This is a genomic window from Thermoleptolyngbya sichuanensis A183 (genome assembly GCF_013177315.1).
Lineage (GTDB): Bacteria > Cyanobacteriota > Cyanobacteriia > Elainellales > Elainellaceae > Thermoleptolyngbya > Thermoleptolyngbya sichuanensis.
The window spans coordinates 3,384,846-3,399,586 of record NZ_CP053661.1; the positions used below are offsets into that span (position 1 = coordinate 3,384,846).

A 14,741-nucleotide genomic window follows, 5' to 3' on the forward strand; every position below is an offset into this window, starting at 1 on the left:
TAGCAAATTCATAGCAACACTTCCGCAAGATTTCGACAAAATTTGCAAGATTGCTACTGGGAAGTCGAAATTTCCCGGTAGGCCCGCTCACACTGCTCGAAGGCTGCTGCCGAAACCGGAGTCGGGCTGAAACAGAGCCGCTCGTGGGTGCGAATGAGCACTTCATAGGGCTGAGCATTGGGCAGCGCATTCAGCAAGTTGAGATATTCGCCATCTGTGCGGCTGGGCAGGGGCGAAATCTGGTGGCGATCGCTCAGTCGATGCAGCGCGGCATGATACAGCGCTCGGCAGGCTTCTCGATAGTCGCCCTGGCGCTGGGCCGCCTGCGATCGGGCCAGCCATTCGGCAGTGCTGAGATCCGGCGCTGGGGCTGGGGGCATGGGGGCGATCGCCCGGCCCTGCTGCCGCTGAAATGCCTCCCAATAAGGCCGTAGCCACTGCACGAGCCACCATGCAGCCCAAATTCCCAGTAGCCCCACAATCCCCCAAAACAGCGCCTGCAAGACCCACTCTGGCGGCATCCAGCCTGAGAAATTGGGGCGGTTCGGGCTTTCACCAAACAGCACCCACTCGATCCACTCGCCCACCTGCTGGAGCGATCGCTGCACCTGCCAATCCAGACTCGTTTTGGCAAAGGTGCCTGCGGCCTCTGGCGCTGCGGTGGCGATCGCCCCTGCTGAATAGACGGCTAAATAGGCCGTTAAATAGACCGTAAGACTCACTGCAATACCCATCGCATCGGCTGTTCACTCTCTCCCTAAAATATCAGGGGGCAAGGGAATCGACACAATTGCCCAATCAATGGATGCTTTTAGGACTTACGCACTTGCGATTAAATTTTCTGGGTTTTGGACGATTTCTCGCGGGCGCCGCCCGCGAGAAATCGTCCAACTGCGTAAGTCCTAGCTTTCTGGAAGGCAAACAGGTCGTTTTGCTTAAAAATGAGTCACAAATGAGCCACAAATGAGCCACGGACTGGAACCCGTAATTCTGCGTTTTCTGTCGGAATGAAACTTTAGGATCAATTTGGGATCAAGAATCTTCCCATTTTGGCGAAATTAGCATTGGCTGAATATGCAGGAACCTGTATCCTGTAACACGAAGGGAGTTTTGATCCCTGCTGTGGTTGGCTCAAAATCTGGCTGGTTTTGATGCTGATCTTACAGACCAGGTTATAAACCAGGTTACAGACCAGGATTATGCTGCCCGGTTTGCCCGTTTGACGGACTTGTCTCCGTAACCGCTGCCACTGTACCCCCTGATCTCCCGACTTGGCTTCTCATCTCATGCGTGACGACTGGCTTACCTCCAGCCACTTTGTAATGTTTGGGCTTTTGATCGGGTTTGCGATCGCCCATAGCGGCCTCGCGGCCTTGCGCCCCTATGCCGAAAAACGCATCGGGGCACGTCCCTATCGAGTGATTTTTGCGCTAGTCAGCCTGCCCCTAGCCACGCTGCTCATTGTCTACTTTATCCAGCACCGCTACGACGGGCTGCGACTGTGGAATGTGCAGGGTGTACCAGGGGTGGAACCGCTGGTGTGGGCGCTGTCGGCGATTTCGTTCCTGTTTCTCTATCCGGCTACGTTTAATCTGCTAGAAATTGCGGCTATTCAAAAACCTCAAGTTCATCTCTATGAAACGGGCATTATTCGGATTACCCGCCATCCACAGATGGTGGGACAGGTGATCTGGTGTATTGCCCATACGCTGTGGCTGGGGACGACCTTCATGCTGGTCACGTCTGCGGGACTGATTCTGCATCACCTGTTTGGCGTGTGGCATGGCGATCGCCGCCTGACCCAGCGCTACGGCGAAGCGTTTGCAGCGGTCAAAGCCCGCACATCGGTCATTCCCTTTTTAGCAATTCTCGATGGTCGTCAAACGCTCGAATTCAAAGAGTTTCTTCGCCCCGCCTATGTCGGCGTGGCGATTTTTGTATTGCTATTCTGGTTTGCCCACCCGCTATTCATCCAAGCAACAGGTAATCTAGGGTAATCGTGTGATCCCCGATTGATCCCCTGCTGGTTTTTAACCTTTCTTCTTAAAAACTCCTATGCCACTCTCTGTTAACGAAAGCAATTTCTCGAAAGAAGTTTTGGAATCTTCGACCCCAGTTTTGATCAACTTCTGGGCCCCTTGGTGTGGGCTATGTCGGCTCATGAACCCGATGCTGAATCAGCTTCAGGCAGAATGGGGCGGACAGATCAAGCTGGTGACGATCAACGCCGACGAAAACTTTAAGCTGGCAAATACCTATCGGCTGACGACGCTGCCCACGCTGCTGCTGGTGGAAGGGGACAGGGTGCTGCATCGGTTTGATCATTTCGCCAGTCGAGACGACATCCGCAATGCCTCCGAGTCTTTCCATGCGGTGCTTGCTTCTCTGCTGGGCAGCTACAGCTACACGGCATAGCACGCCTAGCGAGTTTGCTATACCCCAATTCGTATACTCCAGATATCCTTCGTCGCTGCACGGGTGAGCCTGTGTAGCGATCGCCCTGCAAGTTGCCTCGCAAGTTGCCCCGCAATTACGTCTTTTCAATCCAGCCTCTATACCAGGGCGTTGACGTGAAGCTGCCTGTCTAGAATTCTTCTAAGATTTTTTCTTCTAAGCTTTTTCTAAGCCGCTTCAGCCATTGCCAGCAGCACCTTGCGAATCACCGCTGGCGTAGCCTGGTCAGTCTCAATCACCGTGCCGATTTGCGTCGGCAGGATAAACCGCACCTGGCCCGCCTTCACCTTCTTGTCGGTTTGCAGGGTAGCAATGATGTCCTCTAGGTCGAGTCCAGCGGGCAGGCGCGTAGGCAGGCCCGCTTTCTGAATCAGCGCGGTTTGGCGACGGTTAGAGTCTGCATCCCATAGGTTCAGTTGGAGGGCGATCGCCCCTGCCGCCACCATGCCAATGCCCACCGCCTCGCCGTGATTCACCAACTTGTAACCCGTCAGGCTTTCCACTGCGTGCCCAATCGTGTGCCCGTAGTTGAGAATTGCCCGCAGGCCCGCCTCCTTCTCGTCCTTGCTGACGACGTGCGCCTTTGCCTGACAGGATCGCGTCAAGATCGTCTGCATGAGTTCTGGCGAGACATAGCGCTGCTGATCCAGTCGCTTTGCCTGCTCTAGCTGTTGAAACAGGTCGGCATCCCAAATCACGCCATACTTGATCACCTCTGCCATGCCTGCGCGAAACTCACGGGGCGGCAGCGTCGCCAGCACCTCCGGGTCGATCAGCACCAGGCGCGGCTGGTGAAACGCGCCGATCAGGTTCTTGCCGTGGGGATGGTTTACCCCGGTTTTGCCGCCGATGGAGGCATCCACCATCGCCAGCAGCGAGGTCGGCACTTGCACAAACCGGATGCCCCGCAGCCAGGTGGCCGCCGCAAAGCCCGCCATGTCGCCCACCACGCCGCCGCCCAGCGCCACAACCGCCGACGATCGCTCTAGCCGATGGGCCAGCGCCACATCGTAGAGTTTCTGAATCGAACCCAGCGTCTTGTAGCGCTCACCCGCCGGAATCAGCGCGTGGCACACGTCGAAGCCGGCCGCCTCCAGCGAGGCGATCGCCCCTTCGCCATAGCGCCGAAAAATCATCGGGTTCGACACCAGCATCAGCTTGCGCCCCAATCCCAACGGCTGGAGCCAGGCTCCCAATTGCGACAGACTGCCGGGGGCGATCGCCACCTCGTAGGAATTTTGCGGCAGATCCACCGAAATCACAGCGTTCATCAATCCTGCTTCGCTCCGTAAGACTGCCAATAGCCCAGGGTTTCATCTTTGGGCGGGCCCCCTACGGGCGGCGGCACGGCCTGGCCCGCAGCATGGGTCGGCGGCACCCAGCTAATCGGCGGCGACAGCACCTTCTCGGTCGAGCCTCCACCCACCGGGGGGGGCACTGCGTGGGGTAGGGGCTGGGAACCCACGGGCGGCGCAATGCTGTAATCCGACGGGTAGGCCCCCACGGGCGGCGGCAGGGGCTGCTGCTGCGGACGCGAACCAATTGGCGGCGCAACCGCGTATTCCGCAGGCGTAGCGCCAACCGGGGGACGCACAGGCATTCCAGCAGGCTGGGCCCCGTGCGCTCCAACTGGAGGGGCGATCGCATAATCCGACGGATACGCCCCCACCGAGGGCGGCCGGTAATAGTCCACAGGTGCAGCCCCAATCGGCGGTTGCAGCGTTGAGCCAACCGGACGCGACCCGATCGGTGGCCGAATCGTTGCGCCAACAGGAGGTGACCCAATTGGCGGCTGAATCGGCAGATTCGCAGGGGTTGACCCGATCGGCGGCGGCACAGTTGCGCCCATCGGATGCGACCCAATCGGCGGCGGCACAGTTGCGCCCACCGGATGCGACCCAATCGGCGGCTGAATCGGTAGGTTCGCAGGAGTTGACCCGATCGGCGGCTGAATCGGCAAGTTTACAGGAGTCGATCCAATCGGCGGCGGCACAGTTGCGCCCACAGGAGTTGATCCAATCGGCGGCTGAATCGGCGAGTTTATCGGACGCGACCCGATCGGCGGCTGAATCATTTCGCCCACCGGACGTGATCCAATCGGCGGCTGAATCGGTAGGTTCGCAGGGGTTGACCCAATCGGCGGCGGCACAGTTGCGCCTACCGGACGCGACCCGATCGGCGGCGAAATGGGTCGATATTCGATTGGGTAAAGCGGCAGATTCGGAGAGGTCTGATGTGCAGATGCCTGAGCAGGGGGAACAGGCTCCACAGGTGGCGACCACCCCTTCGGCGGCGGAATCTGGTAAGGACCGTTAATCAATTCCACGGGATACCTTTGAAGAGATCTGATAAAGAGATCTGAAGCGCAGCGCCGGGAAAGAAGCTGGGCGATCGCCCCTCTATCCCGACCTGCGAAACCCAACTTGCAAAACCCAACTTGCGAAACGCTGCAATGCGCTTCACTGCGTGTCATGATTTTTGCATATTTCGCAGACCGACTGCACCGACAGACGCAATTCGCCATCAGCGCCATGAGTACTACAAATCCACCGTCCCTCACAGTCGAAACCGTGTGGGCCATCCTCAATGACACCCTCGACGATGCCACCGCCAATCGACTGGTGTGGCACTGCCTGGGCTATCGCCAGCGCGAAGACGGCTCCTGGGACACTGCCGCCGTATCCGAAGACTGGCGCAACGCTTACCCAGAGCCGCCTGACTTTATCGACAGCCGCCCGGCCACCGTCAAGCTGACCCGCTCCATTGCGCCCGAAAACAAGCAGCTTTTGAAAGAGCAACTCGGCTTTGGTGGCTATAAGGTGGGCGAACTCGTGCCCCGCAAAACGCGCCGCGCCACGATTGCCAACTGGCTATTGGGCTACATGAAAGACCAGCAGACCGAGCAGAATCCCTCCGGCTAACTTGCCGCTGTGCAGTCGGCCATTATTCGGGCAAAACTATTCGGGCAAAACTATTCGGGCAAAACGTTGATCTTGCCGCGACAGACCAAGTGGCGATCGCCCAACTCCAGGTCTTGAATCTCCACATCACTGCCCAACTCCAGCGCAAATCCGTCTAAATCGTGCAGCGCCAGCCCGCGCTTTGCCTTGGGCGTAGGCAGCCACTCCGGATTCACCAGATGAAGCTGCTGCCCGTTCGTGGTGCGGAGTCCGGTGCGGATGATGAAGGGAACCGGACTGCCCTGATTGCTCGACACCAGCGCCGCACCCAGCGTCAACAGCCCTGGGGCAACTTTGGCGCGAAAGTCGTCCAGCAAAATCGGCGTTTTGCCATCTGGCGTGACCAGATCCGGCGCGGCTCCCGCCTTCAGCAAATTCAGCAGCAGATCGTTCACCACGCCTGCCAGCAGAGGCCCCTGGAGCGAGTCGTTCAGGTCTTGCTGCGACAGGTGCACTTCTGCCTGCACCGGGACGGCTCGCTCTAGCTGGAGCGGCTTGCCCCGCAAGATTTGCCGAAAGTTGACCTTGATGCCGCGGCCGACCAGGGTGATGCGCTCCAGGTATAGCCCGCGATAGACCACGTTTCGCGCCGAAATCGTGACGCGGGGAATCAGACCCGTGAGCAACTGGCGATCGCCCCCCTCAATCAGCAAATTCAGGTCGTCTACGTGTTCCACCTGCGATCGCAGCCACAGCCGCAGCGCCGGAGTCAGAATCGTGCTAATGATATGGCTCTGGCGCGGCACGGGCAGGTTGCGATCCGGATCGGGCAAACTCGCCGGAGCCTGCGGGTCGAGCGCCGGAGCCTCGTAGTCGGCCGTGGTCGGGTCAGAGGATTGCGGTTGAAAATGGGTCATCGGGCCTACAGATTCGCTTCCTCCAGTGTAGCGCCCGCGTCATCCCCCCCTTCTGTCCACTCTATCCACACCAGAGTAGGGATTGCCCCACCTTTGAAGTTTGAGCGTAGGGTCCAGCCTGTACAACGGATTGAGACGGATTGAGGATGTACAGAAGGGGCGATGATGCGATGATGGGAACGGTATTTTTCCCCTCTTCCCCGCCTGCGCTGACCCATGACCTCGTTCGCGTTTCCCCACCTCCGCCCCTGGCTCCAGCACCTCGACAAGCGCCCGATGCTGAGATGGGGGCTGGTGGCGGCGTGGCTGGGGCTGCTCTGCGGGTTGGGCTTCTTTTGGCAACTGGGCAGCATTGGGCTGGTGGACGAAACCGAGCCACTGTTTGCCGAAGCGACGCGCCAAATGGTGGAAACGGGCGACTGGATCACGCCGTACTTTAACGAAAAGCCTCGATTTGACAAGCCGCCGCTGATCTACTGGCTGATGGCGATCGCCTACAAAACGCTTGGGGTCAACGAATGGGCCGTCCGGCTGCCTTCTGCCCTGTCTGCTGCGGCGCTGGTGGTCTTCGGCTTCTTCACCCTGCTGCGGTTTGGCTATTCCCGACCCGGCTTGTCCGCAAAGGCAGAGCCAGACGGTGAGGAGGCGATCGCCCCATCTCCGCCATCCCCGTCATCCGCCCCATCCCCGCCATCCCTCAAATTCCACTGGTTCCCCGCCGTCCTTGGCTCTGGGCTGATGGCGCTGAACTTGCAGACCATTGCCTGGGCGCGGACGGGCGTTTCGGATATGCTGCTGAGTGCCTGCGTGGGCGGGGCGCTGCTGGCATTTTTCTGGGGCTATGCCGCGTCGCCAGATTCACTGAGGGCAAAAGAGCGCTGGTATCTGGCGTTTTTTGTGCTGTGTGGACTGGGCGTGCTGACGAAGGGGCCCGTGGGCGTGGTGCTGCCGGGGGCGACGGTGGCGGCGTTTTTGCTGTATCTGGGCAACGGGCGAACCGTGCTGAGGGACATGCGCCCGTTGCGGGGCGGGCTGGTGTTTCTGGCGATCGCCCTGCCCTGGTATATCCTCGTCACCCTTGCCAATGGCGACAAGTTCATCAACGCCTTCTTTGGCTATCACAACGTCGAGCGCTTTACCCGCGTGGTGAACCAGCACCGTGCGCCCTGGTATTTCTACGTCGTGGTGCTGCTGGTGGGGTTTGCGCCCTATTCCGCGCATTTGCCTGCGGCGATCGCCCGACTGCGGTTTTGGCGACGGTCGCGCTGGCAGGCAGAAGACCGCCGCACCCAGCTTGGGCTATTTGCGCTGATCTGGGCAGCGGTGATTTTTGGCTTTTTCACCATCGCCGTCACCAAGCTGCCCAGCTATGTGCTGCCGCTCTATCCGGCGATCGCCATTCTGGTTGCGCTGTTTTGGAGTGATCTGCTGCTGCATCGACCCCGCGCTGGCTGGGGCATGGCGCTGAGCCACGGGCTGAATTTGCTGCTGCTGGCGGCATTGGCAATCGCCAGCTACAACAGCGCCCCCTGGCTAGACAGCGACAACGCCGTGCGCGGACTAGAGGAAGCTATCACCCGGTCGGGGCTGCCCATCATGGGCACGGTGATCTGGGGGTTGGCGCTGCTGGGGGCGATCGCCCTGTTAATCCGACGACAGGGGTGCTGGCTGTGGGGCGTAAACCTAGCGGCAATGGCGCTGACGCTGCTGCTGTTTGTGTTTCCGCTGATGGATATTCTGGACATTCATCGCCAACTGCCCCTGCGCCAGCTTGCCGCCGAAATTGTGGAACAGCAGCAGCCCGACGAGCCAATCATGATGGCGGGCTTACACAAGCCGAGTCTGGTGTTTTATGGACATCGACCGATTTTCTTTGCCCAGCGCCAGGAAACGGCGATCGCCTACATTCGTCGCCAGTCTCGCGGCCAGGGCGATCCGCCGTCGATGCTGCTGGTGGGGCTGGGCTACAAAATCGAAGACCTGAACCTGCCACCGGAGCAGATGACGCTGCTGGCCGAAGCGGGCAAGTATGACCTAGTGCGCCTGCAACTGCCCGTGGCGCTGCCGCCGCCCCAGCCCAACTAAACGCTCCCCAACAATCCGCTCAAGACTTGCGGACCCGATCTGCCCTGCCAGAATCACCAGGGCCTTGTCGATGTCGCGGATTTTGATGCTCCGCAGGGCAATGAGCAGGGATTTTAGCAGCGCTACTTCATCATCGGTGAGGTGGGTCGTGGGTTATTCCTCCTCTTTTGAATATATGTACTTATAAGTACCTTACCCTAATTAAAACATAAGGAAATAGCCTTGAATAGAGGCAAGCAGGGATTATTCGCGTGGTTACGAAGAAAAATCAAGTAACGATTGATCTATCCGACGAGATTCGGGACAAGATTAAGGCGATCGCCCCACTCGTTTTACCCACTCGTTTTACCTACTCGTTCTACACTGAGATAACAAGCGAGAGCCAGCGCGATCGCCCCAAATCACCATAGATCATCTGCCAGTCCTACCCCATCTCGCCTTTTCAAACACCCTTGACCGCTCTTAAAAACGAGTCTCCGTCGGGTTCCCCAAGCCTTTCCCAAACTGAGTTGCGGCCCATCGTGCGATCGCAACTCCAGCTATTGCTAGAAGCCAACAACCTGCCAGAAGCCAAAGCCCTGCTCGCGCCCGCACAGCCGGCCGACATTGCCGAAGCAATCGAGGATTTGCCCAACCCTCTACAGGCGATCGCCTTTCGCCTGTTGCCCAAAGACGAAGCCATTGAGGTGTACGAATACCTCGACCTAGAGGTACAGCAATCGCTGATCGAAGAGTTTCGCGGCCAGGACGTGCTGGATATCGTGGAGCAGATGTCGCCCGACGACCGCGCCCGCCTGTTCGACGAGCTGCCCGCTAAGGTCGTGACGCGGCTATTGTCGCAGCTTAGCCCCAAGGAGCGTGGCGCAACGGCCCTGCTGCTGGGCTATGAACCGGGCACCGCTGGGCGCATCATGACCCCCGAATACATTTCCCTAGAGGAAGGGTGGGACGCAACCCAGGCGCTCGCGCACATCCGCAGCCTCGCCCGCGCCAGCGAAATGATCTATTACCTCTACGTCACGGACAGCTCCCGGCGGCTGACGGGCATCCTCTCCCTGCGCGACCTAGTGGTAGCCCAGCCAGAGCAGACCATCGGCGACATTATGGTGCGCGAGGTGGTCAGCGTGCAAACAGACACAGCCCAAGAAGACGTGGCGCGGCTGATCCAGCGGTACGACTTTTTGGCGCTGCCCGTGGTGGATGCCGAGCGACGGCTGGTGGGCATTGTCACGGTAGACGACGTGCTGGATGTGCTGGAGGCTGAGGCCACGAAAGAGATCTACCAACTGGGCGGCGTGCAGTCGGGCGATGCCAGCTACTTTCAGACCAATCTGCTGACGGTGGCACAGCGGCGGGTGGTCTGGCTGCTGGTGCTGCTGATTACCAATACGGGGACGAGTGCCGTGATTCGCAGCCAGCAGGACGTACTGGAGCAGGTGGTAGCCCTGACGGCGTTTATCCCGCTGCTGATTGGCACGGGCGGCAACGTGGGCGCACAGTCGTCTACAGTCATCATTCGCGGGCTGAATACTGACGAACTGCGCTCTACTAAACCCTGGGCGGTGATAGGACGAGAGGCGATCGCCGGGGCGTTTCTGGGCATCATGCTAGGCGCGGTAGTGCTGCTGTGGGCGTATCTGTTGCAGGGAAATCTCGTAGTGGCGATCGCCGTCGGTACGAGTCTGGTGAGCATTTCCGTCTTGGCTTCAGTGGCGGGTTCTAGCCTGCCCTTCCTGTTCCAGCGGCTGGGGTTCGACCCCGCCCTCATGTCGGCCCCGTTCATCACCACGTTTGTTGATGTCCTCGGCGTGATGATTTACTTAAACGTGGCTCGGCTGATCCTCAAGCTGTAGCAGAGTTGGAGAAGAAGGGTTGAGAAGAAGGGTTGATTAGATGCCTCCGAATCTTCAGTTTTTTTTGAAGAACGGAATCTAGCATCAGCGCAAGACCCAGAAGCCTGCGAGATTGGTGCAATATGAAAGGGGAAGAGTAAGCTTTGGGCCAGTCATATAGCCTGCAACTGACTTGCCCAGTAGGATTAGGACTTACGCAGTTGAACGATTTCTCGCGGGCTGCGCCCGCGAGAAATCGTTCAGAACCTAGAAAGATTATCGCAAGTGCGTAAGTCCTGAGGATAGGAAACACGTTGAGCATGGGGGATAAAGTCGGGCTTTGCAAATTACGTTTTTGGGAACCAGTTCGGGGGTGCCAACGCGATCGCGCAATGTGTCGAGCATCGCGCTGCAACTGCCGCAGCGGGCAGAAACCTGGCTGTTTGACTGTGGCGAAGGCACTCAGCATCAGATTTTGCGGAGCGATATCCGCATCAGCCAGATCAGCCGCATTTTTATTACCCATATGCACGGCGACCACATCTACGGGCTGATGGGGCTGCTGTCGAGCATTGGGCTGGCGGGCAACCCCACGCGCATCGATGTCTATGGCCCGCCAAAGCTGGATGACTATTTGCGGGCCTGCGGCCGCTATTCCCAGACCCACTTCTCCTATCCTGTCAAGGTTCACACGGTCGAACCGGGTGTGGTGTTTGAAGATGCCGAGTATGTGGTGAGCTGCGAGGCGCTGACGCACCGCGTTCCAGCCTTTGGCTATCGCGTATCAGAAAAAGACCGACCCGGCCGCTTCAACGTAGAGCAAGCCGAGGCACTGGGCATTCCCTCTGGCCCGCTCTATGGTCGGCTGAAACGGGGGGAAGTGGTGACGCTGCCCGACGGCCGCCAGATCAATGGCGCAGACCTCTGCGGCGAGGTGCAGATCGGGCGCAAGTTTGTCTATTGCACAGATACCATTTACTGCGACAGTGCGGTGGAACTGGCGCGGGATGCCGATGTGCTGGTTCACGAGGCGACGTTTGCCCATCAAGATGCCGAACTGGCCTATCAGCGGCTCCATTCCACCTCCACAATGGCGGCACAGGTGGCGCTGAATGCGGGCGTGCAGCAGCTCATCATGACCCATTTCAGCCCGCGCTATGCCCCTGGAAATGCGATCGCCCTCGAAGATTTGCTCACCGAGGCCCGCGCTATTTTCCCAAACACCCTTATGGCACAAGATTTTTACACTCACGAAATTCCGCGCCGCCGCCCCGCTGCCCTCACGGCCAGTCGCCGCCCTCCATCCCCGTCCCGACGCTAACCCAGCCACTGAATCTCTCAACCATTCGTCCTTCAAACCCAAAATCCAAAACCCAAAAATCCAGATTCATTTAGGACCTACGCAGTTGGACGATTTCTCGCGGGCGCAGCCCGCGAGAAATCGTCCAAAACCCAGACAACTTATCGCAAGTGCGTAAGTTCTGTCATTCTATTTCTCGTTCGGGCTTACTATAGAGTCTGAGGTTTTGGGCAACCGCTTGACACATCTACGAAACCATCTCCGTCCGCTGCCATTTCCTACCCCCAGGCTGCCTGTGCGTCGCATGATCGCCCCCACCGATTTGCTTTGGGCCCTGATCGGGTTGGTGTTGACGATTGGCGGCACGTTTCTTCGGGCTTCGATTACCAATGCCCCGTGGGAGTGGGCACACAGCGGACTGCAAACGCACTCGCTGGGGGTGACGTTTCAGCTTGGGGCGGTGCTGCTGGCGGGGTGTCTGGGGGGGCGCAACGCAGCAGCCATGTCTCAGATTGCCTACGTGCTGCTGGGGCTGACGTGGTTCAATATCTTCGCCCAGGGCGGCGGGCTGGAGTATATTCATCGTCCCAGCTTTGGCTATTTACTGGGGTTCATCCCTGGTGCGTGGATTTGTGGAGCGCTGGCGTTTCGCGTACCGCCCCGGCTGGAGTCGCTGGCCTTTAGCTGCCTGTGTGGGCTGGTGACGGTGCATCTGGTGGGCATGGCCTATTTGGCGATCGCCCATTCCAGCAACTGGCTCCTGGCTCCCACGCTGCCACTGGGCCAGCTTCTCATCCTGCATTCCCTCCAGCCACTCCTGGGGCAACTGGCAATTTTGTGCGCCGTCACGGTCGTCTCCTTTGCCCTGCGACGTCTCTTGTTCTACTGATACAAATCTAAATTTCTGCAAACTGACCCCTCGCCTGACGGCACTCCGCTTCTCTCTGGCTGCGCTTGACTTAACTAAATGACCATGCCGATTAAAAACTTTCTCTTTTGGGCAGCAGCCGTGTTGGGGGTCGTCTTTGACCAGATCACCAAGATGGCGATCGCCCAAAATATGACGCTCACCGATCCACCCCAAACTATCCCGCTCTGGGCCGGCGTGTTTCACATCACCTACGTCACCAACAAAGGCGCGGCCTTTAGCTGGTTTAGCGAAGACGGAAGCTGGCTGCGCTGGCTGTCGCTGGGGGTCAGCCTGGCCCTGGCAGCGCTGGCAATTTGGGGGGCACGGCTGCCTCGCTGGGAGCAGTTGGGCTACGGGCTGATCATGGCAGGCGCAGTTGGCAACGGCATCGACCGCTTCATGCTGGGAGAAGTGATCGATTTCCTAGACTTTCGCCTGATCCGGTTCCCCATCTTCAACTTTGCCGATGTCTTCATCAACCTGGGCATTCTCTGCCTGCTCTTCGTCGCCTTCGGCCCCAGCAGCAGCGACAAAAAATCCTGAACACCCAGCGCATCACCTTCCTTCTTCGGTTTTCCTTCTTCGTCAAAACTTTCGCACTTGCGATAAGCTCTTGGGTTTTGGACAATTTCTCGCGAGCGCAGCCCGCGAGAAATTGTCCAACTGCGTAAGTCCTATTCATTTTTCCTTCTTCGTTCTTCCTTCTTCCTTTTTCGTTCTTCCTACCCCCTTCCGCCGATCCCCCACTGTGTCATAATCATTTACATAAATTCTCATCTTGGCCAGGGGAGGCCCGTAGAGCGATGAGTGGTGTAGAAAGCAGTGCAGAGGCAATCGATCCAAGGACGCTCGACCGCCACGAGTGCGGCGCTTGCGGCTATATCTATGAGCCAGTCAAAGGCGATAGCCTGGGCAAAATTGCAGCCGGAACCCCGTTTGAAGACCTACCGACCGACTGGCGCTGTCCCGTTTGCGGGGCCCGCACCGCTCGGTTTACAAACATCGGGCCAGCAGGCAGCCCCTCTGGCTTTAAGGAAAACCTGGGCTACGGATTTGGCGTCAACACGCTCACACCGGGTCAGAAGAATTTGCTGATTTTTGGTGGGCTGGCGATCGCCGTTCTGTTTTTCCTCAGCCTCTACGGCTTGCAGTAGGAGAAGCTTGGAGTCACATATAGCGACTCTGCTCTGGCGACTCCACTCAACAAGCCCGCTTCAGAGGTATTCCAGTCCCAAACCCCTCAGTGAAACTCCTATTCAACGTTAGCCAACGCGCACAGCGCCCAACAGTTCGATGAATCGACTTCTCCTCTCCTTCCGACGCATTCTCATTTTGCTGGCGGTTCTGGTTCTGTCTACCGGATGCTCCCGGGGCTACCTGCCATCCACGAGTTTTAACCCCTGGCAGGTGGTCGAGTTGCCAACTACTGCGACGCTCTCAGACGTGGCGTTTGTTGGCAATTCGCCTCACGGCTGGCTGGTAGGCAAATCGGCAACGCTGCTGGAAACGCAGGATGGTGGAAAAACCTGGGAACTGCGATCGCTCGATCTGGGCGATGACCTGTCCTACAGCTTCACATCCGTCAGCTTTGCCGGAGAGGAAGGCTGGATCGCGGGGCAACCCTCAATCTTGCTGCACACGACCGACGGCGGCAAGTCCTGGCTGCGGGTGCCGCTGAGCGCCCAGCTACCGGGTTCGCCAAACACGGTAAAAGCGCTCGGTCCTAAGACCGCTGAAATGACCACTGATATCGGAGCCATCTACCAAACCAAAGACGGCGGACGCTCTTGGCAGGCATTGGTGCAGGAAGCAGTCGGCGTGGTTCGCAACATCTCTCGGTCGGACGATGGGCGCTATGTGGCGGTTTCGGCCCGTGGAAACTTCTACTCCACCTGGGAGCCGGGTCAGGATGCCTGGCAGCCACACAATCGAACCAGTTCTCGCCGATTGCAGAATATGGGCTTTGCCAAAGATGGCCGGCTCTGGCTGCTGGCGCGGGGTGGGCTAGTGCAGTTCAGCGATTCTGAAGATTACGAAGCCTGGGGAGAGCAGGTCGCGCCGGAGTTTGCTACAAGCTGGGGCTTGCTCGATCTGGCCTATCGAACCCCTGACGAGATTTGGGTCGCGGGCGGCAGCGGCAACTTGCTTTACAGCGGCGATGGTGGACAAACCTGGCAAAAGGATCGCGCGGTCGAAGACGTGCCTTCCAATTTCTACAAAATTGTGTTTGACTCACCGGAGCGTGGTTTCATTCTCGGCCAGGAGGGCAACCTATTGCGCTACGATGCAGACGCGGCTGCCAAAGCAGCTTAGCCAACGCAGTTTGATCGAATGCTGAATCTA

General features: G+C 58.6%; 14 protein-coding genes. 10 read left to right on the forward strand and 4 right to left on the reverse strand.

Annotated features, from left to right (window positions below; genetic code table 11):
- Nucleotides 1-53 precede the first annotated feature (53 nt).
- Nucleotides 54-734 (reverse strand): DUF4129 domain-containing protein, encoded by a 681-nt coding sequence (locus HPC62_RS14105; protein ID WP_172356683.1) that lies wholly within the window; start codon nt 732-734, stop codon nt 54-56.
- A 552-nt stretch (nt 735-1,286) separates the two neighbouring features.
- Between HPC62_RS14105 and HPC62_RS14110 the strand changes: the two genes are divergently transcribed.
- Together HPC62_RS14110 and HPC62_RS14115 are read left to right on the forward strand one after the other, a co-directional pair.
- Nucleotides 1,287-1,997 (forward strand): NnrU family protein, encoded by a 711-nt coding sequence (locus HPC62_RS14110; RefSeq protein WP_172358954.1) that lies wholly within the window; start codon nt 1,287-1,289, stop codon nt 1,995-1,997.
- Between the two features lie 58 nt (nt 1,998-2,055).
- Nucleotides 2,056-2,415 carry a thioredoxin family protein gene (locus HPC62_RS14115; RefSeq protein ID WP_172356685.1) on the forward strand — a complete coding sequence of 120 codons (360 nt, stop codon included), beginning with the start codon at nt 2,056-2,058 and terminating at the stop codon, nt 2,413-2,415.
- 206 nt (nt 2,416-2,621) lie between these two features.
- On the opposite strand, the gene aroB is transcribed toward HPC62_RS14115, so the two are convergent.
- Together aroB and HPC62_RS14125 are read right to left on the reverse strand one after the other, a co-directional pair.
- Entirely contained in the window at nt 2,622-3,725 is a 1,104-nt protein-coding gene (gene aroB, locus HPC62_RS14120; protein ID WP_172356687.1) for a 3-dehydroquinate synthase, read from the reverse strand.
- Entirely contained in the window at nt 3,725-4,774 is a 1,050-nt protein-coding gene (locus HPC62_RS14125) for a hypothetical protein (protein WP_205370158.1), read from the reverse strand. Before HPC62_RS14125 ends, aroB begins: the two co-directional genes overlap by 1 nt.
- Nucleotides 4,775-4,985: 211 nt before the next feature.
- Here HPC62_RS14125 and HPC62_RS14130 point away from each other — a divergent pair, with 211 nt between their 5' ends.
- The gene (locus tag HPC62_RS14130; protein WP_172356692.1) at nt 4,986-5,375 is read left to right on the forward strand and encodes a DUF1823 family protein; all 390 of its coding nucleotides are present in this window, start codon (nt 4,986-4,988) and stop codon (nt 5,373-5,375) included.
- Between the two features lie 50 nt (nt 5,376-5,425).
- On the opposite strand, the gene HPC62_RS14135 is transcribed toward HPC62_RS14130, so the two are convergent.
- Entirely contained in the window at nt 5,426-6,271 is an 846-nt protein-coding gene (locus tag HPC62_RS14135) for an LmeA family phospholipid-binding protein (protein ID WP_172356694.1), read from the reverse strand.
- Between the two features lie 216 nt (nt 6,272-6,487).
- Between HPC62_RS14135 and HPC62_RS14140 the strand changes: the two genes are divergently transcribed.
- The 7 genes from HPC62_RS14140 (at nt 6,488) to HPC62_RS14170 (ending at nt 14,711) form a co-directional block, all read left to right on the forward strand.
- Complete coding sequence (locus HPC62_RS14140) at nt 6,488-8,356, forward strand: ArnT family glycosyltransferase (protein ID WP_172356696.1); 1,869 nt, start codon at nt 6,488-6,490, stop codon at nt 8,354-8,356.
- Nucleotides 8,357-8,808: 452 nt separating this feature from the next.
- Nucleotides 8,809-10,209: a magnesium transporter gene (gene mgtE / locus HPC62_RS14145; RefSeq protein WP_225906692.1), complete on the forward strand. Its 1,401-nt coding sequence runs from the start codon at nt 8,809-8,811 to the stop codon at nt 10,207-10,209.
- 319 nt (nt 10,210-10,528) lie between these two features.
- Nucleotides 10,529-11,509 (forward strand): ribonuclease Z, encoded by a 981-nt coding sequence (locus HPC62_RS14150; RefSeq protein ID WP_172356698.1) that lies wholly within the window; start codon nt 10,529-10,531, stop codon nt 11,507-11,509.
- Between the two features lie 283 nt (nt 11,510-11,792).
- Nucleotides 11,793-12,377: a biotin transporter BioY gene (locus HPC62_RS14155; protein ID WP_172358956.1), complete on the forward strand. Its 585-nt coding sequence runs from the start codon at nt 11,793-11,795 to the stop codon at nt 12,375-12,377.
- A gap of 84 nt (nt 12,378-12,461) precedes the next feature.
- Complete coding sequence (gene lspA / locus HPC62_RS14160; RefSeq protein ID WP_068515795.1) at nt 12,462-12,941, forward strand: signal peptidase II; 480 nt, start codon at nt 12,462-12,464, stop codon at nt 12,939-12,941.
- Between the two features lie 260 nt (nt 12,942-13,201).
- The gene (locus tag HPC62_RS14165; protein ID WP_172356700.1) at nt 13,202-13,552 is read left to right on the forward strand and encodes a rubredoxin; all 351 of its coding nucleotides are present in this window, start codon (nt 13,202-13,204) and stop codon (nt 13,550-13,552) included.
- A gap of 139 nt (nt 13,553-13,691) precedes the next feature.
- Complete coding sequence (locus HPC62_RS14170; RefSeq protein WP_172356702.1) at nt 13,692-14,711, forward strand: photosynthesis system II assembly factor Ycf48; 1,020 nt, start codon at nt 13,692-13,694, stop codon at nt 14,709-14,711.
- Nucleotides 14,712-14,741 lie beyond the last annotated feature (30 nt).